21 protein-coding genes are annotated in these 22,128 nt (G+C 66.4%); 15 read left to right on the top strand and 6 right to left on the bottom strand.

What is annotated here, in order from left to right; all coding sequences use genetic code 11:
• Positions 1 to 3: 3 nt before the first annotated feature.
• Entirely contained in the window at positions 4 to 933 is a 930-nt protein-coding gene (locus HH308_RS21100) for an esterase/lipase family protein (protein ID WP_170196225.1), read from the bottom strand.
• A 145-nt stretch (positions 934 to 1,078) separates the two neighbouring features.
• On the opposite strand from HH308_RS21100, the gene HH308_RS21095 reads away from it, so the two are divergent.
• From HH308_RS21095 to HH308_RS21050, 10 genes are all read left to right on the top strand, one after another.
• A complete protein-coding gene (locus tag HH308_RS21095; RefSeq protein WP_170196224.1) occupies positions 1,079 to 1,882 on the top strand; it encodes an enoyl-CoA hydratase-related protein in 804 nt (267 codons plus the stop codon).
• A 231-nt stretch (positions 1,883 to 2,113) separates the two neighbouring features.
• A complete protein-coding gene (locus HH308_RS21090; RefSeq protein ID WP_170196223.1) occupies positions 2,114 to 3,313 on the top strand; it encodes an aromatic ring-hydroxylating oxygenase subunit alpha in 1,200 nt (399 codons plus the stop codon).
• A gap of 4 nt (positions 3,314 to 3,317) precedes the next feature.
• Positions 3,318 to 4,064, top strand: coding sequence for an enoyl-CoA hydratase/isomerase family protein (locus tag HH308_RS21085; RefSeq protein WP_170196222.1), 747 nt, complete (start codon positions 3,318 to 3,320; stop codon positions 4,062 to 4,064).
• Positions 4,061 to 4,729: a PaaI family thioesterase gene (locus tag HH308_RS21080; protein WP_170196221.1), complete on the top strand. Its 669-nt coding sequence runs from the start codon at positions 4,061 to 4,063 to the stop codon at positions 4,727 to 4,729. Before HH308_RS21085 ends, HH308_RS21080 begins: the two co-directional genes overlap by 4 nt.
• Positions 4,726 to 5,913, top strand: coding sequence for a CaiB/BaiF CoA transferase family protein (locus HH308_RS21075; RefSeq protein ID WP_170196220.1), 1,188 nt, complete (start codon positions 4,726 to 4,728; stop codon positions 5,911 to 5,913). Before HH308_RS21080 ends, HH308_RS21075 begins: the two co-directional genes overlap by 4 nt.
• A gap of 30 nt (positions 5,914 to 5,943) precedes the next feature.
• Positions 5,944 to 7,473: a class I adenylate-forming enzyme family protein gene (locus HH308_RS21070; RefSeq protein WP_170196219.1), complete on the top strand. Its 1,530-nt coding sequence runs from the start codon at positions 5,944 to 5,946 to the stop codon at positions 7,471 to 7,473.
• 96 nt (positions 7,474 to 7,569) lie between these two features.
• Positions 7,570 to 8,754 (top strand): aromatic ring-hydroxylating oxygenase subunit alpha, encoded by a 1,185-nt coding sequence (locus HH308_RS21065; RefSeq protein WP_170196218.1) that lies wholly within the window; start codon positions 7,570 to 7,572, stop codon positions 8,752 to 8,754.
• Positions 8,751 to 9,533: a GNAT family N-acetyltransferase gene (locus tag HH308_RS21060; protein ID WP_170196217.1), complete on the top strand. Its 783-nt coding sequence runs from the start codon at positions 8,751 to 8,753 to the stop codon at positions 9,531 to 9,533. Before HH308_RS21065 ends, HH308_RS21060 begins: the two co-directional genes overlap by 4 nt.
• Positions 9,530 to 11,071, top strand: coding sequence for a class I adenylate-forming enzyme family protein (locus HH308_RS21055; RefSeq protein ID WP_170196216.1), 1,542 nt, complete (start codon positions 9,530 to 9,532; stop codon positions 11,069 to 11,071). The genes HH308_RS21060 and HH308_RS21055 overlap by 4 nt, the downstream gene beginning before the upstream one ends.
• An 11-nt stretch (positions 11,072 to 11,082) precedes the next feature.
• Positions 11,083 to 11,688, top strand: coding sequence for a TetR/AcrR family transcriptional regulator (locus HH308_RS21050; RefSeq protein WP_170196215.1), 606 nt, complete (start codon positions 11,083 to 11,085; stop codon positions 11,686 to 11,688).
• 283 nt (positions 11,689 to 11,971) lie between these two features.
• Here HH308_RS21050 and HH308_RS21045 read toward each other — a convergent pair whose 3' ends face one another.
• Positions 11,972 to 13,564 carry an FAD-dependent oxidoreductase gene (locus HH308_RS21045; RefSeq protein ID WP_170196214.1) on the bottom strand — a complete coding sequence of 531 codons (1,593 nt, stop codon included), beginning with the start codon at positions 13,562 to 13,564 and terminating at the stop codon, positions 11,972 to 11,974.
• Between the two features lie 238 nt (positions 13,565 to 13,802).
• Here HH308_RS21045 and HH308_RS21040 point away from each other — a divergent pair, with 238 nt between their 5' ends.
• Genes HH308_RS21040 through HH308_RS21025 form a run of 4 tightly spaced genes read left to right on the top strand, consistent with a single transcriptional unit; the run spans position 13,803 to position 17,260 of the window.
• Complete coding sequence (locus HH308_RS21040) at positions 13,803 to 14,156, top strand: hypothetical protein (RefSeq protein ID WP_170196213.1); 354 nt, start codon at positions 13,803 to 13,805, stop codon at positions 14,154 to 14,156.
• A complete protein-coding gene (locus HH308_RS21035) occupies positions 14,153 to 14,605 on the top strand; it encodes a Zn-ribbon domain-containing OB-fold protein (RefSeq protein ID WP_170196212.1) in 453 nt (150 codons plus the stop codon). The genes HH308_RS21040 and HH308_RS21035 overlap by 4 nt, the downstream gene beginning before the upstream one ends.
• Complete coding sequence (locus HH308_RS21030; RefSeq protein ID WP_170196211.1) at positions 14,602 to 15,783, top strand: thiolase C-terminal domain-containing protein; 1,182 nt, start codon at positions 14,602 to 14,604, stop codon at positions 15,781 to 15,783. The genes HH308_RS21035 and HH308_RS21030 overlap by 4 nt, the downstream gene beginning before the upstream one ends.
• Positions 15,784 to 15,805: 22 nt before the next feature.
• Positions 15,806 to 17,260 (top strand): aldehyde dehydrogenase, encoded by a 1,455-nt coding sequence (locus tag HH308_RS21025; protein ID WP_170196210.1) that lies wholly within the window; start codon positions 15,806 to 15,808, stop codon positions 17,258 to 17,260.
• Between the two features lie 327 nt (positions 17,261 to 17,587).
• On the opposite strand, the gene HH308_RS21020 is transcribed toward HH308_RS21025, so the two are convergent.
• Positions 17,588 to 18,412, bottom strand: coding sequence for a mycofactocin-coupled SDR family oxidoreductase (locus HH308_RS21020; protein WP_170196272.1), 825 nt, complete (start codon positions 18,410 to 18,412; stop codon positions 17,588 to 17,590).
• A gap of 83 nt (positions 18,413 to 18,495) precedes the next feature.
• Entirely contained in the window at positions 18,496 to 19,353 is an 858-nt protein-coding gene (locus HH308_RS21015) for an alpha/beta fold hydrolase (RefSeq protein ID WP_170196209.1), read from the bottom strand.
• Positions 19,354 to 19,498: 145 nt separating this feature from the next.
• Between HH308_RS21015 and HH308_RS21010 the strand changes: the two genes are divergently transcribed.
• Positions 19,499 to 20,440: a PDR/VanB family oxidoreductase gene (locus HH308_RS21010; protein ID WP_170196208.1), complete on the top strand. Its 942-nt coding sequence runs from the start codon at positions 19,499 to 19,501 to the stop codon at positions 20,438 to 20,440.
• 422 nt (positions 20,441 to 20,862) lie between these two features.
• On the opposite strand, the gene HH308_RS21005 is transcribed toward HH308_RS21010, so the two are convergent.
• On the bottom strand, positions 20,863 to 21,462 hold the full coding sequence (locus HH308_RS21005; RefSeq protein ID WP_170196207.1) for a TetR/AcrR family transcriptional regulator: 600 nt from the start codon (positions 21,460 to 21,462) through the stop codon (positions 20,863 to 20,865).
• Entirely contained in the window at positions 21,459 to 22,094 is a 636-nt protein-coding gene (locus tag HH308_RS21000; RefSeq protein WP_170196206.1) for a TetR/AcrR family transcriptional regulator, read from the bottom strand. Before HH308_RS21000 ends, HH308_RS21005 begins: the two co-directional genes overlap by 4 nt.
• Positions 22,095 to 22,128: the final 34 nt, after the last annotated feature.

Genomic DNA, 22,128 nt, shown 5'->3' with positions numbered 1-22,128 from the left:
CTGTCACGAGAACGGCAACACCACAGCACACGTGACCGCCACCGCTCGGTCCGGAGTCAACGCATTGCGCACCAGCCGCAAGGCGACGTCGTCGTAGATGATCGAACCGTGAAATACCTGGTCCTGCGGACAGTAATGCTGAACGACCACGTCGGTCACATTCGACGCTGCGGGCAGTCGCGCCTCGGCCGGCATCACCACCGAATCGGCCAGGGAACTCACACTCACATAGCGCACCCCCGGCCGCGTCAAACCGCCCGCGGTGATGGCTCGCACGAACGACGAGTCCGCCGTTCCGTCCACGGCAGCCGGCAGCACTTTCCCGAGTGCCGCGCTCGCCTGCGGAATCGTAGCGAGGGCGTCGAGAATGCCGTATCCGCTCATTCCCCGCACCGGCGAGGCGAGGCTGACCAGAGTCGCGACCTTCGACGCCCCGCCGAGGACGTTCAGGAAGTAGAACGGAACCAGACCTCCTTCCGAATAGCCGACCAGATCGACCTTCGACGATCCCGTCACCGCACGCACGTGATCGACGAACCGCCCGATCTGCGCCGCCGACGACCGCAGATCACCCATCTGATGGAACGGCCCGTCGGTGGGCCCGCCGTAGTCCAAGCCGAATACGCAGGTGCCGCTCGACGACAACTGCTCGGAGAACTTCGACCATGTCGCGTACTTGTTCAGAAAGGCACCGTTGAGCAGCACCACCGGACGTGTCCCGGGGAGGACTCGACACGCGGCGTCATTCATCCCGGGCGGCAACAGATCCGGGTCCTCGATCGACGCGATGACCCCCGACCGCCAGTTCGATTGCGCCGGACCGTAACGCGGCGCGCCGTACGCGAGCGCCTGATGGGATCCCAGCATCATCGTCGTCGCACATCCGGCGGCAAGTACGGCGCGCACAATCCGTCGTGAGCAGTTGGATGTCATCGGTACCTCCGCAACTGGGCGACAATGACCATAAAACTACATCTATAAGGTTTACGACGCCGCGGCAACCGCTAATTCGATTCCGCCACCACCGATTCCGCGGCGACGTTGGCACCTCTCCCGCTCTGGTGATAGAGAAGACCGTATGACAAGTGAATCAACATCAGCAGTCCTCGTCGAGAATCGCGGCAACGTCGCCGTGATCACCATCAACCGCCCAGAGGCACGCAATGCCGTCAACTCGGCGGTCACCGACGGACTCGGCATCGCCTTGCACGAGGCCGATCAGGATCCGGAGATCCGGGCCATCGTCGTCACCGGCTCCGGCGACAAGTCGTTTTGCGCGGGCGCCGACCTCAAGGCGATCGCCAGCGGCGAAGGCATCCACTCCGCCGACAAGGAGCACCGCAAGTGGGGCTTCGCGGGCATGGTCAACCACCCGATCAGCACGCCGGTGATCGCGGCTGTCAACGGCACCGCCCTGGGCGGCGGAACGGAGATCGTACTCGCCAGCGACCTGGCCGTCGCCGCCGAGCGGGCCACGTTCGGACTGCCCGAGGTCAAGCGCGGCCTCATCGCGGGTGCCGGTGGCGCATTCCGTATCGTCGCGGCACTGCCCAAGAAACTCGGCATGGAAATCCTCTTGACCGGCCGCGCGATCACCGCGGCGCAGGCCGCCGACCTCGGCTTGGTCAACCGCGTCGTCCCCGACGACGAGGTCGTCGACGCCGCCGTCGCGCTCGCCGAGGAGATCGCAGCCAACGCCCCCCTCGCCGTGCAGGCATCCAAGCGGCTGGCGGCCGGCATCTTCGACGGTGAGGTACCGGCCGAGACGGCCCAGTGGGCCGCCAACACCAAGGAGATCGTGGCGGTGTTCTCCAGTAAAGACGCTCAGGAAGGGCCCCGCGCATTCGCCGAGAAACGCGCCCCCGTCTGGCGGGCGGAGTAGCACGACGAGCAGTCACCGACGCAGGGTCGACCGGGTTCCGGTCGACCCTGCGTCGTTTCAGCGGTGATTCAGATCACCTTTGCTCTGCCGGGAGGCCTATAGACCTAACATTTTAGATTTCTGAGAAATACGCGATTACCTGCAACGATGGTGGCAGACGGGTCCGAATTCGGCACTGGCCGAGTAGCGAGACACTAGACACTACTTGTTTCATGTGCCACTCTCGATGACATGGAGCGAGACGAGAAGATCCAACTCACCAAGCGCCTGATCGCGCACGTCGACAACGACACCACCGACTACGCCGACGATCTGCTTCGCGTCCCGTTCTCGGTCTTCGACGACCCCGACCTCGCCAAACACGAGGTCGACGTCGTGCGACGATTCCCGCACATCGTTGCCCACGTCGACGAGTTCACCAAGACCGGCAGCTTCATCACCGTCGAATTGCTCGGTACGCCGCTGCTGCTGGTCAAGCAGAGCGACGGCGGCGTCCGCGCCTTCGCCAACGTCTGCCGCCACCGCGGGTCACGCGTCGAGTTCGCGGAGTCGGGCTGCAAACGCGTCTTCGCCTGCCCGTACCACAACTGGGCCTACGGCAAGGACGGCGCACTGCGCGGCATGCCCAACGCCGAAGGTTTCGAGGGCATGGATCGCTCGCAGTACGGCCTCGTCGAATTCCCTTGCGAGACAAGACACGGTCTGGTGTGGGTGATCCCCACCGCGGGTGCCGACCTCGACATCGCGGCCGTCCTCGGACCCAAGCACGACGCCGAGGTCACCGACACCGGGATGGCCGGCTCCTACCAAGTCCGCAAAGAGACGTGGCGGCTGGGCATGAACTGGAAGATCGCGGTCGACGGCGTGCAGGATTCCTACCACCTGTGCCAGCTGCACACCAAGACCGTGTGCAACTACCTGCAGGGCAATATCACCGCGTTCGACCTCGTCGACCGCTCCTGGCGCCTCGTCGTCGCCCGCAAATCGATCACTGAAGTACGCGACGCCGACCCCGACAGCTACGACGTGCGCGACTACTCGCTGGCCAACTACACGGTCTACCCCGGAACCATGCTGGTCACCGAACCCCAGCACTTCGAGATCTGGACGATCGTCCCCGACGTCGACGACCCGAATGTCTCCTACTGCACCATCCGTCTGCTGTCGCCGCACAAGCCCGCGACCCCACGTGAAGAGCGGATCCTGCAGAAGAACTGGGACCTGCTGATGGAAACACTGCACGACGAGGATTGGTTCGTCACCAAGACCATCCAGGACAACGCCGCCAACGGACAGGTCGATCAACTCATCTACGGCCGAAATGAACTGCCCGGTCAGGTCTTTCACAAGATGGTCGCCGCCGACGTCGCTGCACTGAGCGCTGCGGCGCCAGCCGCGGCGCACGCCCAACCGGCGCTGGCGCAGAGCTGACGCCATGCCCGACATCCTCTCCGACCGCCCCGCCGACGGGGTGCTGCGTCTGACGCTCAACCGCCGCGACGTGCACAATGCGATCACCCTCGACATGCAGCGCACCCTCGCTGGTGCCCTGACCGCGGCCGCCGACGACGACTCCGTGCGGGTCGTCGTCCTCACCGGCACCGGTGACGCCGCGTTCAGCGCGGGATACGACATCGACGAACTCACCTGCATCGATCCAGCTGAGCTACCCGCCGTCCTGAGCGAGCGGGACGAAATGCTGTGGCAGTACCTCACTTTCGGCAAACCCACCGTCGCCGCGGTCGGCGGACTCGCCCGGGGCGCCGGCACGCTGTACGCCGCGTGTTCGGACATCCGCGTCGGTGGCCCGACGACGTCGATCGCGGTCACCGCCGTCACCTATGGCGCGGCCAACCTCACCTGGCTGCTCGACTCACTGATCGGCGGCGCCTACACCCGTGACCTGCTGATGTCGGGGCGGGCGGTCGACGTACGCGAAGCGCAGGCCATCGGACTCGTCACCAGATTCGCCGACTGCCCCGACGTCGCCTCGGTACAGACCGCGATCGAACTCGCCGCCCAATCGCCGAGCGCGCTCCGAGCGATCAAATCGTTGCTGCACGACGATCGGCTCCGCGCCCGCTTCGACGCCGAGGCTGCGACCACGCGTCGCCTGATGGATGGAAAGTCCATGGCCACAACGTTTTCCAGCTTCACTCGGCGCGGCGCGGTGACCGCATGACTGCCGTGGCACCGGAATCGACCGACACCGAAACCCTGACTTGGAACGACGCCTTCGGCCCGACCACCGCGGCCGACGACCCCTTCGCCGACCTGACGCGAGCGGTGAGCGAGCTTCAGGAAGCCTTCACTCGCTGCCGACCAGACCGGCACAGCGCTCTCGACGCCGCCGCACAGTTGCGGCGAGTCACGAAACAGCTTCGCGCACAAGAAGTCTCCGAAGACGACCAACTTGCGGGGCGGCTGTGGTCGCGCCCCGGCCGCGGTCAGACGATGGCACCGGCGTTGACCATCGACGAGGTCACCGACGAGCACGCCGTCGGACGAGTCACCGTCGGGCGCTTCCATTCCGGCCGATATGCGCTCAACGGTGGAGTGACCCCGCTGATCTTCGACGAAATCCTTTCTCGCCTGGGCAATTCCGGCGGCCGCGCCTGGGGGCGCACCGCAAGCCTCACCGTCGACTACCGCTCGCCCGCACCGCTGCACGTCGAACTGACGGTGACCGCCGACGTCGTCGGACACGACGGCCGGAAACGGTATCTGCGGGGTGCCATCACCCATGCAGACGTCCTCATCGCGCAGGCGCACGGGCTGTGGATCGCGACGCGCCCGGAATACCTCTGCGCACCAACAGATCTCATCGACGAAGGAGGCCACGCGTGAGCGGGTACTCGCTGCTGAGCGGACTTTGCGTTCTGGAAGTCGCCCAACTCGCCCCGTCGTCGGTCGGCGGGCATCTCGCCGATCTGGGCGCCGATGTCATCAAGGTGGAAGTGCCCGGCGTCGGCGACCCCGTCCGCGTCGGTGGAGCACGCGCCGTCGGCGATCCCACCGGGGCGTCGTTCATGCACCTGCGGTGGAATCGCGGAAAGCGTTCTGTCGCACTGGATCTGCGCGACGATGCCGACAAGCGGACCTTCCTCGCCCTCGCCGCGACATGCGATGCCGTCGTCGAAGGCATGCGCGGCGGCTACCTGGACTGGCTCGGCGTCGGCTATGACCGACTGCGACAGGCGAATCCGAAGATCGTGCTGTGCACGGTGTCGGGGATGGGCTCCGACGGCCCCTACCGCACGATGGGCACCGGCGGGCCGGTGTTCGACGCCTACGCGGGGCTACGCGATGTCCGCACACCCACCGATCCGCCGACCGCCGGCATGGCCGGCTCCACCACGCCCCCGATCGCGATGTACGCCCTCGGCGCCTACGGTGCGATGGCTCTGCTGGCGGCCGTTCACTCGGCGTCGTCGACCGGCACCGGAACACACGTCGAGGTCGCCGGAATCGACGTCGCCGCCGCCTGGATGCCCGACCTCGCCGACGCCGAACTCAACCGCGATCGGTCACTGCCGCGGCCGACGTGGCTGCCCGACGGGCGGCTCCCCGACTGGCCGCGACTCGAGGCCTACCGCACCGCCGACGGCGAAGCGATCCTGTTCGGCTCCCACGTCGACAAGTTCTGGCGCAACTTCCTGATCGCCGTCGGGCGCCCCGACCTCATCGACGTCGAACTGACCACGGTCGACGCCGACGCGCCCGCTCGCGCCGACCACGTCTGGCGTGCGTTGCGCGAGATCTTCGCCACGCGTACCCGTGCCCAGTGGATCGACCTGTTCGTCGAACACGGAATCGCAGGCGGCCCAGTCAATTCCGTCGCCGACATGCTCGACGACCCGCACTTCCGCGCACGTACGAACACCTATCTGGTCGAGCACCCGACGGCGGGCGAGCTGGAATTCATCGCGAGCCCGGTTCGCGTCCGCGGCGAGAAATTCTCTCCCGCACTGCCTCCCGAGATCGGTGAACACACCGCCGACGTTCTCAGTCACCTATCCGCGTCCCGCTAACTCCGCCACTCCACAGCCCAGGAGCCTTCCATGAACCTCGCCACGCTAGTCCGTCACTGGGGTAAGACCCGTCCCAACCAAGAAGCAATCGTCTACGGCGACCGCTCGATCACCTGGTCGCAGCTCGACGCCTCCAGCGATGCCGTCGCCCGGGGCCTCGCCGCGCGCGGCGTCGGGCGGGGAGATCGGGTCAGCATCCTCGGTCTCAATCGGCCCGAACTCGTCGACGTCATCCTCGGGACCGTCAAACTCGGTGCCCTCTGCGTGCCCCTGAACTTCCGGCTCACCGCCACCGAGCTCGCCCCGATGATCGTCGACGCCGCTCCGCGAGTCGTCGTGGTGGAGAACGACTTCAGCCCATTGCTCGAGAAGGCCGCCACCGAGATCGACTTCGAGGTCTTCACTCTCGACGGGTCCGATCACCGGCGCTACGAGACTCTGCTGGATCCCGGTACGGCCGCGCCCGTCGACATCGACGGCGGCGACCCCGCCTTCATCTGCTACACATCGGGAACCACCGGCATCCAGAAGGGCGCGGTGATCAGTCACCGCAACGCCCTCGCCCCCGGCATCGCCCAGACCCTGGCCCACGGATTCAACCGGACCGACCGCGTGATGTGCTCGGCACCACTGGTTTTCACCGGATCGGTGTTGTCGGTCTTCACCCAACTGGTGCTGGTGCCCGGCGCGACGATGATCCTGCTCCGCGAATTCGACCCAGAGATCGCCCTCGACACCTTTGAGCGCCAACAGGTTACGGCCACCACCACGGTTCCGGTCATCTGGGAGCGGATGGCCGCCCTGCCCGACTTCGACCGACGCAAGCTGGCCGCCTGGCGCTTCGCCGGCACCGGCGGCGCACCCGTGAGCCTCGACCTGCTGGACTTCTATCAGCAACGCAACGTTCCGCTGACCCAGGTGTACGGACTCACCGAGGCGTCGGGGATGGTGACCGCGCTCGACTACGCCGACGCGGTGACCCGACCGTCGTTCGCGGGACTGGCACTCGTCGGCACCGAGGTGACGATCGGCGATCCCGCAACGGTCACGCCCGCGGGCGACGTCGGTGAGATCCTGGTCCGGGGCGAGCACATCATGCGGGGGTACTGGAACAGGCCCGAAGCGACCGAACACACCCTCATCGACGGCTGGCTGCGGACCGGCGACCTCGGCTTGCAGGACGAGCAGGGTTTCGTCAAGATCGTCGACCGCAGCAAAGACATGCTGATCTCCGGCGGCATCAATGTCTATCCCGCCGAGATCGAGAAGACGCTGCATCAGATCGACGGGCTGGTCGACTGTGCGGTCATCGGCGTACCCGACGACCGCTGGGGCGAGGTACCGATGGTGGTCTTCTACAGCGAGCGCGCCGCCGACGACGTCGTATCCGACATCGCCTCGATCTCCTCGACCAACCTCGCGAAGTTCAAGCGCCCCACCCACGCCATCGCCCTCGACGAGCCGCTGCCACGCACCTTCTCCGGAAAGCTGGCCAAACCCACACTGCGCAAACGCTTTCCGACCGTGCCCGCGGAGGCTGTACCGGTCCGGGGACTCTGAGGGCGGATCTTTCCCGCAGGCCATTGACACCAATAAACTATCACTATTAGTCTATTCCTCAGGGCGTTCTCGTCACCCAAACGCCAGGAGGTCACCATGACAACTGCCACCGACATCGCCGCGCTGCGGACCCGGGCATTGCGCGACCTGCTCAGCCATCTCGACGGCTCGGCCACCGATCAGTGGCCCGTCGTCGCCGGGTCGTCGACGACGGACTTCGCCGATCCCGTGCGTGCCGAACTCGAGCGCGACCGCATCTTCGGCGAGGTCCCGTTCATCGTCGCCCACGGCTCAGAAGTGGCTCAGCGCAACGACTTCGTCACCGTCGAACTGCCCCGCAACAAGGTCATCCTGATCCGGCAACGCGATGGCGGCGTGAAGGCCCTGATCAACTCCTGCCGGCATCGGGGAGCCGAGCTGGTCAGCGAGGAGTCCGGCAAATGCCGACTGTTCTCCTGCCCCTACCACCGCTGGTCCTACGATCCGTCCGGCGCGCTGCGCACGGTCACCCTCGACAGCACCTTCGGCGACTTCGACCGCAGCGCATACGGCCTCGTCGAGGTTCCCGTCGAGGAACGCCACGGTTTCATCTGGGTCATCGACAATCCGCATCGCCAGATCGACGTCGCGGCGTGGCTCGGCCCCGAGGTCGACGCGATCATGGCGTCCTATGCGATCGGCGACCTGGTCAGCATCGACCCGCACACCTACCGTCGGCCGGTGAACTGGAAGATCATGCAGGACGGCTTCCTGGACAACTACCACGTGAAATACGCTCACCCGAACACGGCGGGAAAGATGTTGCACACCAACGCCGTCGCCCTGCAGGACTTCGGCCGGTCGTTCTGGTTCCTCACCGCGCGCAAGACGCTCGATCAGTTCATCGGCCACGACGTCGAGTGGACCGCGTCGATGGAGGCCCACACCATCGAGAGCATTTTCCTGGGCCCCAACACCATGCTGCTCAAACACGCGACCCACTTCGAACTGCTGACTTTCCGCCCGATCGGCGCGAACCCCGGTGAGTCGATCATGCAGATGCGGATCATGGCACCGTCGGTGGAAGCCAGCGGCCTGGAGCCCGAGCACTGGCGCAAGCGCTGGGCCAAGAACTGGGGACTGCTCATCGCGATCCTGCACGACGAGGACTTTCCCATCCTCGACGGTTCGCAACGGTCGATGAACAACCTCGACGCCGGGCCGATGCTGTTGGGCCGCAACGAGATCGCATCGCACCTGTTCCGTCGTCTGGTCGACGACCTGATCGGCGCGGCGCGGTGATCACCGGCGGCACGGCACTCGTGGGCGACGACGCACTCGTTTCGCTGCACACCTACCATGGTCCGCCCCGACCAGAAGCGCGTGACCTGATCGATCGAGCCCGAGCGGTCGACGCCGAGATGAGCTTCCTTCCCGCGACGCCGGCGCCCGCCCCGATCGCGACAACGATCGAGATCAGCACCACGCTGCATCGCTGGTCGGCGCCGTCGGCCGGCAGAGCCCGTCTCGCCGGTGTCATCACCCTCCTCAAGGGTTCAGCCGCAATGGTTTTCGACCTCGTCGTCGATCCGCCCTTCCGCTCCACCGGCGTGGCGACGGCCGCGATCGAACGCATCGTCGCGACCGCGCACCCGGTCTTCGCCGATCAGTCGATCCACGCGATCTGCTACGGATCGCACCCCGCGGCGCTGCGGCTCGCCCACCGATTCGGCGCCCGTCCGATCGCCTCGACCGATCATCTGGCCTTGCACTCGCAGCCGGACTATCGCGCGTCGCACCTCTATCATTCTGTCCCCCAGCAGATTTCAGTGGACTTTCCACAGCTCGACATCGTGGCCGGGGTCGGTGCTCTGCCTCCGGACCTCACGCGCACCCCGACGATGGTGCGCGCCGCGCTCGACGCACTCTTCGCGTGCGGCGCACGATCGATCGTCACCGCCGTCGACGCCGACGGCACCTCCGCGATCAGCCTCCTGCGGGCGGCGGCGTTCGCCCACGATCGCACCGACGTACTCGTCGCCTTCCCCATCTCCCGCTCAGCCCAAGGACTCCGACCATGAACAGCAGCATTCTGCGACCGCTTTCCGCCTGGGCCGCCCGGCAGCCCGATGCCCTGGCCATCGCGTGCGGCGAGCGCCGGCTGACGTGGCGAGAGCTCGACGCCGCGTCGACGCGCGCGGCGCTCGACATCCTCGCCGCCACGTCCGTCGGGCCCGGTGACCGCGTCGCGATCCTCGGCCGCCCGACGACCGAGTGGGTCGTCACCGCGCTCGGCGCCCTCAAGTTGGGCGCGATCATCTGCCCGCTCAACGAACGCAGCGGCCCCGGCGACCTCGCTCGGGCCGTCGAACAGACCGAGCCGTCGGTGATCGTCGTCGCCGACGCTCTGCGTAGCGGCGCGGCCGAGTCCGACGTGCCCACGCTGGATCTGACTTTCATCGGGCGCGGCGACGGGTCGGCGGCGGCACTTGCGGCGGTACCGGTCAACGGTGGCGACCCGGTGGCGATACTGGCCACCTCAGGCTCCACCGGCGCACCGAAAGGTGTTGTGTTCACCCATGATTCGCTCCTCAGCAGCTTCTTCGAATGGTGCCTCGCCGAACCTTCGTTCCTACACGCCCGCGCGTTGAGCGTGAGCTCGATGGCATTCGGTGCCGGTCTGCTCAACGGGTTTCTCGGACCGCTGGTGCTCGGCGGCAGCGTCATCTACCTGCCGGACTGGGATCCGTCGGTCGCCCTGGCCCTGATACGCGACGACGAGGTGAATCACCTCGGCGCGACCACGCTGTTCTACGAGCAGATGGCCGCACATCCAGACTTCGACACCGCCGACCTCTCGTCGCTCACCATCGCCTTCACCGGCGGTAACCCGGTCACCGCCGAGTTGATCCGGCTGTGGGGAGACAAGGGCATCGGCCTGCGCCAGGTATACGGCCTCACCGAGTCGCAGTCGCACGTGTGCCTGCCGTCGGTCGAACTGGCGATGGCTGAGCCGGACAGCGTCGGCACCGGCGGTGTCCTCAATGAGTTCGATATCGTCGACGCCGACGGAAACTCTTGCGCCCCTGACGAACCCGGCGAAATCGTCATCTCCGGCCCCGGCTTGGCGGCCGGCTATTGGCGCAATCGGAAGCTGACCGAGGAGACCTTCGGTGGTGGCCGGTTGCGCACCGGCGACATCGGCGTCCGCGACGCCGACGGACATATCCGGATCGTCGGGCGCACCAAGGACATCATCATCTCCGGCGGTATCAACATCTACGCCGCCGAACTCGAACGGACCATCGCCGAACTCCCGGGGGTGCTCGAGGTAGCCGTGATCGGCGTCGCCGACGCCGAGTTCGGTGAAACCCCTGCCGCATTGGTCCGCGTCGCCGACGACGCCGACGTCACCGCCGACCACATCGCGGGTCACTGCCGGGACCGCCTGTCGTCGTACAAGATCCCCCGCTACGTCGAGTTCCTGACGACTCCGTTGCCGAGAACCGCGGGAATGAAGATCCGCAAGGGATCGCTGCGCGACGAGTATGCGGATCTGCCGGCGCGCGGCACACGGATCGGCAGCAGGCTGGTCGGTCACGGCAATCATGGTGTGTAGGGTCGTATCCCGTGGGACGCAGGCCGATGATCCAGCGGGAGACGGTGGCACGGGCCGCCATTGAGATCGTCGACGCCGACGGCCCCGCCGCACTGAGTTTGGAGCGGATCGCCACCAAGCTCGGCGTCAAGGCTCCGTCGCTGTACAACCATTTCAGTGACAAGACCGAGATCCTGGCCGAGGCGGCGCGCGCCATCGTGTTGGAGACCCCCGGCCACGGTGACGTCGTCGACGGCGACTGGGTCAGCTGGCTCATCGACGGCGCGGTAGCGTTCCGGAACACCCTGCTCACGCACGCGCGCGCTGTTCCCCTGGTCGTCGAGAACTTCCCGCGGCGTCTGCTCGAACGGCTCTACGCGCAGCATTGCCGAGTCCTCGACGAGAACGGTGTGCCGGTCGAGCGGCAGATGTTCATCGTCGAATCGGTACATCGCATGACGATCGGCTCGGCGATGTGTCTGGCCACCGGACGACCCGCGATGGCCGCACCCGCCGATCCCGACCAGTTCGACGCCGCGGTCCTCGCAACCCTGACGTCCGGCGACTGGAACGACGATCGACTCTTCGTCGAGATGATGCGCGCATTCCTAGTGGGGACCGGGGCAAGCGAGGGCTGATGGCGAAAGCGGCACGCCCGCAGGGAGTTCCGGGTCGACTTGAGTTTCTTGTCTCGCCAGACCCCTCGTTACACCGAACTCGCAAGCTCGTTCGGCACTCGGGGATCGAGGTGGGTCGCCGAGGCACCCTCTGCTCCCCGAGTGCCGAAGCGAGGAACGAGCTTCGGTGTAACCGCCGTGCTGAGTGACCGCGAGGAACGAGCGGTTGTAACGAAGTAGAGGGGTCTGGCGAGACGAAGAACCCAACTGCACCACAACACTTTCGACCGTGTGATACCCCCAATCACGCCAACGCGGGCCGCGGATTGAGCAGCTTCACCCGAGGTCGGCCCTGCGCCCGTCCGACGGTCCGCTCATGCCGATCGACGGTGAACCAGTCGTCGGCGGTCATCGCACTGGGGCGCCGCTCGGTGACGAGCTGCGCGAACCGTTCGGCGCCCGACGCCGGATCGGATAGCGAGCCCGCGGCGAAGTCGTCGAACAGCGCCGCGACGGTCTGCCGCGCACACACCCGGTTGGTGCCTATCACCCCGGACGGTCCCCGCTTGATCCACCCGGTGACGTAGCGGCCCACCACGGCCGAGCCGCTCTCCGGTTCGACCACCCGCCCGTCGACGTTGGCGACGGTCCCCCGGACCTCGTCGAACGGCAGACCGGGGAACGGGCTGCCGCGGTAGCCGATCGATCGCAGGATCAGACCGCAGTCGAGATCGGTTACCGCCTCCGGCCCACTCAGACGGATCCCGGCGACCCGCGACTCGCCGAGTATCCGCTCTGGAACACTGTTGAAACGCAGGATGATTCGTCGATTCCCGGCGGTCGGACGTGCCGCCGCGTACTCGGCCAGCACCCGCGTCTTGTACGTCGCGTCCGCCGATGCCGCGACGTCGCCGTCGACCAACACATCGACTCCCGACAACGAGGCGAGTCCCAGCAGTTCGGGCACCGTGCCCGCGGCCGCCTCGACGCCGCGGCGGCCGAGCACCACCACCTCGCGAACGGCGCTGCCCGACAACACGTCCAGCGCGTGGTCGGCGATGTCGGTGCGTCGCAGGTGGTCGAGGTCGGCGACCAGCACCCGCGCGACGTCGAGCGCGACGTTGCCGTTGCCGACGACCACCGCACGCTCGTCGGACAGGTCGAACGCGACGTCGGAGTAGTCGGGGTGGCCGTTGTACCAGGCCACGAATTCGCGCGCGCCGTGGACGCCCGCGAGCGCTTCGCCCTCGACGTTCAGGCGACGGTCTTCGGTGGCACCCGTCGCGACGATCACCGCGTGATGGTGAGCGGCGACCTCGTCGAGGCTCAGATCGCGGCCCACCTCGACGTCGAGGAAGAAAGTCATCCCACTGCGGCGAATGGTTCGCGCAAAGGTCTTGTCGACCCCCTTGGTCTTCGAATGATCCGGTGCGACACCGTATCTCACCAGCCCGCCGGCGAAAGGGAGACGTTCGATCATGGTGACTTCGACCCGGACACCACGCCGGGACAGCAGTTCCTCGGCGGCGTAGCAGGCCGACGGCCCGGACCCGATGATCGCCACGCGCAGGACCGATGCGTCCGTCCCGACGGTCACCTTCGGAGGAAGCACAGCGAGCGGCAACGTCGTCGGCCGGTGGGCGCCGCACGCGTAGAAGTCGGCGTTGATGTCGATGTAGCGCAGGTCGGCACCTTCCAGGCTGTCGTCGGGGCTGATCGCCTCGACCGGGCAGACGTCGGCGCAGGCTCCGCAGTCGATGCAGGTGTCGGGGTCGATGTAGAGCATCTCGGCGGTTGCGTAGCCGGGCTCGCCGGGAGCCGGGTGGATGCAGCCGACCGGGCAGACCGGTACGCAGGCGGCGTCGTTACAGCAGTTCTGCGTTACGACGTAGGGCATGAGTGTTCCTCAGTTCGGTTCTGGAGCGATGTCACCAACGCGTTGTGATTCGGTTGAGTGCCGCACCCGAGCGGTCACAAACTCACATTGGGCGGCACCTCTGCGAATATCTAACGTCAATAGATTAGATCACCGCGGCCACCGTAGACTAGACCGCGCGCGAATCTTGCCTAATTTATCTAAAGCCATTAGCTTTAGGGTAGGACCGAACCGCCCCCGACTCGATCAAGGAGAACACATGTCAGCCACCGACCTCGACGAGTTCACACAACTCTACGAGCGCCACGTCGGATTCGTCCGGACCGGGGATATGCGCTCGGCGCTGGCCGATATGGCCCCGGACCGATTACCGACGGTGTTCGACGGCGTCGATGTACCGCGCTCACCGGTCGAGCGTGCGGAGATCGTCAATGTCTACGCCGACGGCGACCGACGCGTCGGTGAGGCGGTCTACCACCTCGCAAGTGGGCCGCTCGGCCTGCGATCGACGTGGGAGCTACGCGAGGGACGTTGGCTGGCAACCGGTTTGGAGAACTTCTCACCGGATCCAGGCTCGGCGTCGACGTCGCCGGGCACCGGAGCCCCCTCGTGACCACTGCCATCGAGTATCCCTGGGGTCCGGCCGCCGACGGCCTCGACCAACCGCATTGGGACGGACTACGCGACGGCGAACTGCGGATCCAGCGATGCGGCGAATGTGCGACGTGGATCTGGGGTCCACAGTGGATCTGCGCACACTGCCACACCTTTTCGCCCGGCTGGGAATCCGTCGAGCCGACCGGCGTCGTCTACGCCTGGTCCCGGAGCCACTATCCCTTCATCCGCGAATACGCCGACCGCGCGCCCTACGTGACGGTTCTCGTCGAGCTCCCCCACGCCGGCGGACGGCGTGTGCTCGGCATGCTGCTCGACGGCGACGGCGGCATCCACATCGGCGACGAAGTGACCGGCGAGTTCCAGCTCGACGAGGGAGCTGAGTGGCCGTTATTGCGTTGGCGCCGAACACAATCAGCTACCGAGTCGGAAAGGCCGCACCGATGAACACTGCCCTTCGCGGCACCACCGCCGTCGTCGGCGTCGCCGAGCACCACTACAAACGCGGTGAGGCGCCGCACGGCGAGATGCCGATGACACTCGAGGCGATAGTCGCAGCCTGCGCCGACGCCGGCATCAGTCCACGCGAACTCGACGGCTTCGTCTCCTACGCCGGCGGCGGATACGACGGCGCAATGCTCGGCGGCGCGCTCGGCGTCGACGACGTGCTGTGGTCGACCATGATGTGGGGTGGTGGGGGCGGCGGAGTCGCCGCGGCCATCAACAACGCCGCCGTCGCGATCGCGTCTGGCCAGGCGAACACCGTCGTCGTATATCGATCGATGGCCCAGGCCGACACCGGCCGGCTCGGGTACGCGAGCTATTTCTACGGACCGCATTACCTCGCGCACGGCGTCGGATCGCCGGCGCAGGTGTGCGCCCTGCGCACCCAACGGCTCATCGAGCACGACGGCGTACCGCGGGAGGCATTGCGCGCGTTGGTCCTGGCCGCATATCGGCACGCTCAGAACAACCCGACCGCGGCCGCATACGGTAAGCCCCTCGATGAGGACGCGTACGAGGCCTCACGGCTCATCACCGAGCCCTTTCACCTGTTCGACTGCTCGCGGGAGAACGACGGAGCCGTAGCACTGATCGTCGTCTCCGCCGAGCGAGCGAAGGCCATGAAATCCGATGCGGCATATATCCTTTCGGGGGCGCAGGGCGCCCCCGGCGGCTACTCGTCGCTGATCGACAACGACGACATGTACACCAGTGCCGGTTTCGCCGGACGTGCCGGCCGGCCCGGCGTCGCCGAACGTCTGTGGGCGGGAGCGGGCCTCGGCCCCGACGACGTCGACGTCACGCAGGTCTACGAGAACTTCTCCGGACCCGCCGTCGCCGCCCTGATCGATCACGGACTCGCGCCGACCGGACCCGCTGCGGGTGAGGTTCTCACCGTCGACAATCTCACCGCCGGAATCGGCAAACTGCCGGTCAACACCAGCGGCGGCAACATCGCCGACAGCTTCGTCAACGGCATGGGGCTCGCCGTGGAGGCCGTCCGACAGATCCGCGGCACGTCGACGAACCAGGTCGAGGGCGCGCGAACCTCACTGTTCATCGGCGGACCGATGGCCCCGCTGGTCTCCTCGACGCTCTTCGGTCACCAGGACACTCTCTAACCCACATGAAGGAATCGCCTGCATGACAACCACTTTCGACAGCCCCATCACAGTGGACCGCCCCGATCTCTTCATCGCGGGCGAGTGGGTCGCTCCCGCCGGCGGAGCCACCGTCGACGTCATCGAGGCGGCCACCGAAACCGTCTTGGGCACAGCGGCGTCGGCGTCGAGCACCGACGTCGACGCAGCGGTAGCGGCCGCGCGCCGGGCTCTACCCGGTTGGCGTGGGCGCTCGGCGGTCGACCGCGCCGTCGCGTTGGATCGCTTCGCGTCCGAATTGAGAGCGCGCGCCAAGACCACCGCCGTGCTCGCGAGCCGCGAGAACGGCATGCCGATCTCGCTGTCGATCGGCGCCAACGGGTACGCACCGTCGATGATGGTCAGTTACTACGCACAGCTGCTGCGCGAGAACGCCGCCGACGATATCCGTCCCAGCGCGCTCGGCGAGCGAACTGTAGTCAGGCACGAGCCGGTCGGGGTGGTCGCGGCCATCACGCCGTGGAACTATCCGCAGTCGCTCGCGGCCATGAAGATCGCACCCGCATTGGCTGCCGGATGCACCGTGGTCCTCAAGCCCTCACCCGAAACCGCGCTCGACGCATATGTTTTCGCCGATGCTGCCGTCGCAGCCGGACTGCCGGCCGGTGTCCTCAACGTGCTCCCAGGCGGTCGGGAGACGGGCGCCTACCTCGTCGAACATCCTGGCGTCGACAAGGTCGCATTCACCGGCTCGACGCCCGCGGGCCGGGCGATCGGTGAAGTGTGCGGACGGCTGCTGCGTCCGGTCACTCTCGAACTCGGCGGCAAATCGGCATCGATCGTCACCGACGACGCCGACCTCTCGCTGTTCGCCGCGGGACTCGCCGGAGTCTCTCTGGTCAACAACGGCCAGACCTGCCACGCTTGCACGCGAATTCTGGCACCGCGATCGCGCTACGCCGACGTCGTCGAGGCCGTCACCGACACGGTCGCCGCCCTGACCATCGGCGACCCACTCGACAAAGCGACTCAACTCGGCCCGCTGGTCACACAGGCACAGCGGAGTCGGGTGCTCGACTACATCGACGTCGGACGGGCGGCAGGACACCGCCTCACCACCGGCGGCGCCGTGCCCCACGGCATCGACACCGGATGGTACGTCGCCCCAACGGTCTTCGCCGACGTCGACAACTCGGCGCGACTCGCGCAGGAGGAGGTCTTCGGTCCGGTGCTGACCATCACGCCCTACACCGACGACGCTGAGGCGATCGCCATCGCGAACGACTCCCCGTACGGACTCGGCGGCACCGTCTGGACGTCCGACGAGGCGCGGGGCCTGGCGATAGCCGACCGGATCCACACCGGCACGGTCGGCGTCAACCACTACGGTCTCGACCTCGCCGCACCGTTCGGCGGCGTCAAGGCGTCCGGGCTCGGACGTGAACTCGGGCCCGAGGGCATGGCCCCGTATCTGCAGACCAAGTCGATCTACTTCTAGGGTGTGGCCATCCATACCGCTGGTTGAGCCGGGCACCCGCTGGTTGAGCCGGGCCGGAGCGTTAGCGAAGGCCCGTGTCGAAACCACGCAACCCGACGCCGCCAACGCACCAAACACCCAGCGACAGTTGATAACTCGTCTCACCACGGTTTCGACACGCTCGTCGCTAACGCTCCTCATGGCTCAACCAGCGGAGGGCCCACCATCGGTGGATCCAGGTTGCGCCGCGCCACCCACACCGCCGGTTGAGCCGGGCCGAAGCGCTAGCGAAGGCCCGTGTCGAAACCACGCAATCCGACGCCGCCAACGCACCAAACACCCAGCGGGTCAGCGGTTGTTGTAGCCGGCATCGACGGGCATCGTGATGCCCGTGACGTAGCGCGCCTCGTCGGATGCGAGGAACAGGATGGCGTTGCTGATGTCGACGGCTTCGATGAGCTCCACCGGCATGGGGTTCTTGTACGCGTCGTCGGCGGCGACCTCCGGGTGCGACATCACGAACTCGCCGTACTCGGCGTTGGCGACCATCGGCGTGTTCACGCCGGTCGGATGAACGGTGTTGACGCGAATCATGTGCTTGGCCAACTGCTTCGAGTACAGCCGCATCAGCCCGACCACGCCGTGTTTGGCGGCCGAGTAGCCGGCTTGCCCCGGGAGGGTGTTCAGCCCGATGCTGCGCAGTCCCGCGGCCGAACTGGTGATGGTGATGGTTCCGCCGCGGCCCTGCTCGATGAGGATCGGCACCACGACGTCGAGCACCTGCCACACACCGGTGAGCATGACGTCGACGGCGTCGAACCACGCTTGAGGCTGCTCGCCGGGCCCGATGACCGGCATGATCCCGGCATTCGGGATGACCGTGTCGACGTGACCGAACTGCTCGATGCCGGCGGTGAGCGCCGCCTGGATGTCCTCGCGATTGCGGACGTCGCCGATGCTCGTGACGATCTGTCCGCCGACCTCTTTCACGAGCCGTTCGGTCTCGGCGAGATCTTCGCGGGTGGCCATCGGGTAGAACACCGACGGAATCTGCGCACAGATGTCCATGCCGATGATCGACGCCCCTTCCTGCGCCAGCCGGATCGCGTGCGAACGTCCCTGTCCGCGGGCGACGCCGGTGATGAAGGCTACCTTGCCGTCGAGTCGTGCCATGTTCTTCTTCCTTACCTGTGGTGAATCATCTTGGGGTTCTGGGTGTTTCGAGTTGCCGGTGTCGCCGCCGTCGGATCCGGGCGTCATGCGCGCAGGCTGGCGCAGAAGTCGACGATGCCGTGGCTGAGTACGTCGTTGTCGTCGCCGGACACCATGTGCCCGGCGCCGTCGACGTCGACGTGGCGTGCACCCGGAATCAGCGCCAGGAGATCGGCGACCCCGTCGTCTCCGACAACGTCGGATTGCGCACCGCGCACCAGCAGCGTCGGCACCGAGATCTGTTGTGCGGCGCGGCGTGCCGTCCGTTCGCGTTCGTCGGCCGCAGCCACCGAGTTCTCTCGCTGCGCGAGTATGCGGGGGTCCCAGTGCCAGTACCAGCGTCCGTCACGATTGCGGAGGTTCTTGCGCAACCCCTCGATCCGCGGGGCGCGGCGCCGCTGCGGGTTGTAGGCGACGACGGCGGCCAGGACGTCGTCGAGGGTGTCGAAGCCCTGGACCCCGCTCTCCATGAAGTCGTGGATCTTCGCCAGTCCCTTGGGTTGCGCCTTCGGCGTGATGTCGACGAGCACGAGCGCTCGCGCGAGACCGGTGTCCGCGGCGGCGGCGATCAGCGACGCCATCCCACCCAGCGACGCACCTACCAGAATCGGCGGCTCGGGCAGGCTGCGAGCGACGCACGCGATGTCGCGCGCATGTGCATCGATGGTGTAGTCACCGTCGGGCGCCCAGTCGCTGGCGCCGTGACCGCGCAGGTCGAGGGCATGCACCACCCATCCGTGAGCGGCGAGTCGCCGACCGGTCTGCTGCCACGAGTGCCGCGTCTGACCGCCACCGTGCAGAAGCAGCACGATGCCCGCGGGCATACTCGACGACACCCATGTGCTGGCCGCGAGGATCACGCCGTCGCCGTGGAAGCTGGTCATTGTTTCGTTGAGGGGCATTGCAGGCACCACCTTGGACGGGCCGAGTCGTCCCGCGAGAATTGTTGTAGCCCAAGAGATCCGACGCGGTGAGTGGCGTCGTTCAGTTGCTCACTTAAAACTAATATCATAAGATTATGAGGCACTCAACCGTTTCGGAGATCCCATGACCGCTACTTTTCGCCGACTCCGCGTGATCGCACACGAGACCATCGCCGACGACGTCGTCTCGCTATGCCTGGCCGACGCCGACGACGCCGCTCTGCCCGACTGGCTGCCCGGCGCGCACCTCGACCTCGAGCTCGGCGACGGGCTGACCCGGCAGTATTCCCTGTGCGGCGATCCGGCTGACGACCACTGGCGCATCGCGGTGCTCAGGGAGCGGGCGGGCCGCGGTGGTTCGGCATTCGTTCACGATCGCCTCCGTGTCGGAGCCGTCGTCGAGTCGAATGGTCCCCGCAACCATTTCGCATTCGTCGACGCGGCGTCGTATCTCTTCATCGCGGGCGGAATCGGCATCACTCCCCTACTGCCGATGATGCGTGCCGCTACCGCGGCCGACCGCCCGTGGCGGCTGTTGTACGGCGGCCGCACCCGCGCGAGTATGGCCTTCGCACAACAGATTTGCGGCGAGTTCCCCGAACAGGTCACGCTGGCGCCCGCCGATGAAGTGGGTCTGCTCGATCTGGAGTCGGCCGTGCGCGGCGTCGACGACGGCGTGGTCTACTCATGCGGACCAGAGCCACTGCTCGTCGCTCTCGAAGGCGTCTGCCATGGCCGCGGTGTGCCGTTACACGTGGAACGATTCGCACCGAAGGAATTGCCCACGGACCTGATCGACACGACATTCGAAGTCGAGCTCGCTCGATCGGGAATGACCGTCAAGGTCGGAGCGGAGGAGTCCATCCTCGACGCCGTGCTCGACGCCGGCGTCGACGCCGAGTTCTCCTGCCGCGAAGGTACCTGCGGCACATGCGAAGTCGCGGTTCTCGCCGGGCGCCCCGAGCATCGCGATTCGGTGCTCGACGAGGATGAGCAGGCCGACGGCGACGTGATGATGATCTGCGTCTCTCGCTGCGCGTCAGAGCGGTTGGTAATCGACTTGTAGGAGCGGCGGGCACACTTCCCGCGGCGGTAGCCCCTTCCTATTGCACTGGTCAGCGCAGTGTGTGGAGCTGCCGCAGTCGCTAGTGGTGTGTCGGACTAAAGAGTTGTATGACGTTGCGTTCCTCTGCCGGTTGAGCGAGCGGAGCGAGTCGAAACCCCCTCCGGCCGGGCTATGACGAAACCTGCAGCGTCACAGTGGTTTCGACTCGGCTTCGCCTCGCTCAACCAGCAGGATGCGGCGGAGCAGGGTGGTCGGGCAGCGCAGTGGGAACGTGTCAGTGCAGTACGACTCTGGGGATGTGAGCCGTCACGGCGATGGGTTGCGCCACGTGGATTGTCTCGCGGCCCCTCGATACACCGAACTCGCAAGCTCGTTCGGCACTCGGGGAGCGGGAGGGTCGCGACCGCAAGCTCGTCCGAGTCTCACCCGTCCGCCGGCAACAATGCCGGGACCAGGAATGCTCGTAGTTTCGTCCGGAACCGATCCATCGCCTCGTCGCTGCCGTCGGTCTGGCTGATGAACATGATCTCCAGTTCGGCGATCCATTCGCTCAACAGCCGCACATCGACGTCTTTGCGCAGCTCACCCAGTTGCTGCGCCTCGATGAGAATCGGACCCCACAATTCGTGGGTCAGGTCCACCGCGGCGCCCGATTGCCAGAGCAATTGCGTCGACAAGGTCATCTGCTCCGGCGAGACCAGCATGTGCATCATGGGGTCGCGGCGGCCGCGTTTGACGTCGTAGCAGATTCCTTCCACGACGCGGTCGGCGAATACCGGCCAGTTGCGGATATAGGACCGTGCCGCATCGTGATTCATGCGTGAGCGTCGCACGACCGACGCCATGATCAGGCTGTCCCGATCGCTGAAATGTCGGTAGACGGTCGCGCGAGACAGATCGGCGGCGCGGGCGACGTCTTCCATCGTCGTCTTGGCGATGCCGAACCGCTCGAAGCAGGCTTCCGCCGCGGCGAGGATAGTAGCGGCGGCGTCACCGCCCGCCACAGTCCTACCCGACGTCATGCGCCCGCACCGGCCACCGGTGCCGCGACAGGTAGGAACGCCGGTAATGCGAAGGTACGCAACATCTCTCGATGCGCCGGGTCGTCGGGCCGGTCGAAGTCGAGGCGGCCGACGAGGATGAACTGGACCAGCGCGATCCACTCGGCCATCTTGGCCCGGTCGAGGTCGTCGCGAATCTCACCGCGCTCAATCGCCTTGTCCAGCACCGGTTCCCACATCTCGGCGGTCAACCGGGCGGCCAGACCGGAACTTCCGAGGATCGGGGTCGCCAACTGCATGTGCTCCGGCGAGACGAGCAGCCGTACCAACGGATCCCGACGTCCCCGGTCCACCAGGTAGATCAGTCCCTCGACGAATTGGTCGGCGAAAGTGGGCTGATTCAGCAGAAATTTGCGCGCCTTGGTGAACAACAATCGTGATCGCTTCTCGATGAGCGCGGAAATCAACGTGTCCCGATCGCCGAAATACCGATACACCGTCGGCCGGGAGACACCGGCCTCACGGCCGATGTCATCCATCGTCGTCTTGGCGACGCCGTATTTCGCGAAGACTCGTTCGGCTGCGGACATGATCTGGTTGCGCGCCTCGTTGACGTCCTCGGACAACACATTGCCCGTCTTCCTGCGCGCCATCACATGCTCCCATCGCTCACGGTTCCCACCCTAT

Origin of the sequence: Gordonia asplenii (assembly GCF_012933505.1) — a bacterium.
Classification (GTDB): domain Bacteria; phylum Actinomycetota; class Actinomycetes; order Mycobacteriales; family Mycobacteriaceae; genus Gordonia; species Gordonia asplenii.
This window is presented reverse-complemented; position numbering and strand designations above follow the sequence as displayed.

Bases quoted from the DNA above. Each gene is read 5' to 3' on its own strand.
- HH308_RS21100 (WP_170196225.1), bottom strand. From the start codon at position 933: ATGACATCCAACTGCTCACGACGGATTGTGCGCGCCGTACTTGCCGCC.
- HH308_RS21095 (WP_170196224.1), top strand. From the start codon at position 1,079: ATGACAAGTGAATCAACATCAGCAGTCCTCGTCGAGAATCGCGGCAAC.
- HH308_RS21090 (WP_170196223.1), top strand. From the start codon at position 2,114: ATGGAGCGAGACGAGAAGATCCAACTCACCAAGCGCCTGATCGCGCAC.
- HH308_RS21085 (WP_170196222.1), top strand. From the start codon at position 3,318: ATGCCCGACATCCTCTCCGACCGCCCCGCCGACGGGGTGCTGCGTCTG.
- HH308_RS21080 (WP_170196221.1), top strand. From the start codon at position 4,061: ATGACTGCCGTGGCACCGGAATCGACCGACACCGAAACCCTGACTTGG.
- HH308_RS21070 (WP_170196219.1), top strand. From the start codon at position 5,944: ATGAACCTCGCCACGCTAGTCCGTCACTGGGGTAAGACCCGTCCCAAC.
- HH308_RS21065 (WP_170196218.1), top strand. From the start codon at position 7,570: ATGACAACTGCCACCGACATCGCCGCGCTGCGGACCCGGGCATTGCGC.
- HH308_RS21055 (WP_170196216.1), top strand. From the start codon at position 9,530: ATGAACAGCAGCATTCTGCGACCGCTTTCCGCCTGGGCCGCCCGGCAG.
- HH308_RS21045 (WP_170196214.1), bottom strand. From the start codon at position 13,564: ATGCCCTACGTCGTAACGCAGAACTGCTGTAACGACGCCGCCTGCGTA.
- HH308_RS21040 (WP_170196213.1), top strand. From the start codon at position 13,803: ATGTCAGCCACCGACCTCGACGAGTTCACACAACTCTACGAGCGCCAC.
- HH308_RS21030 (WP_170196211.1), top strand. From the start codon at position 14,602: ATGAACACTGCCCTTCGCGGCACCACCGCCGTCGTCGGCGTCGCCGAG.
- HH308_RS21025 (WP_170196210.1), top strand. From the start codon at position 15,806: ATGACAACCACTTTCGACAGCCCCATCACAGTGGACCGCCCCGATCTC.
- HH308_RS21020 (WP_170196272.1), bottom strand. From the start codon at position 18,412: ATGGCACGACTCGACGGCAAGGTAGCCTTCATCACCGGCGTCGCCCGC.
- HH308_RS21015 (WP_170196209.1), bottom strand. From the start codon at position 19,353: ATGCCCCTCAACGAAACAATGACCAGCTTCCACGGCGACGGCGTGATC.
- HH308_RS21010 (WP_170196208.1), top strand. From the start codon at position 19,499: ATGACCGCTACTTTTCGCCGACTCCGCGTGATCGCACACGAGACCATC.
- HH308_RS21005 (WP_170196207.1), bottom strand. From the start codon at position 21,462: ATGACGTCGGGTAGGACTGTGGCGGGCGGTGACGCCGCCGCTACTATC.
- HH308_RS21000 (WP_170196206.1), bottom strand. From the start codon at position 22,094: ATGGCGCGCAGGAAGACGGGCAATGTGTTGTCCGAGGACGTCAACGAG.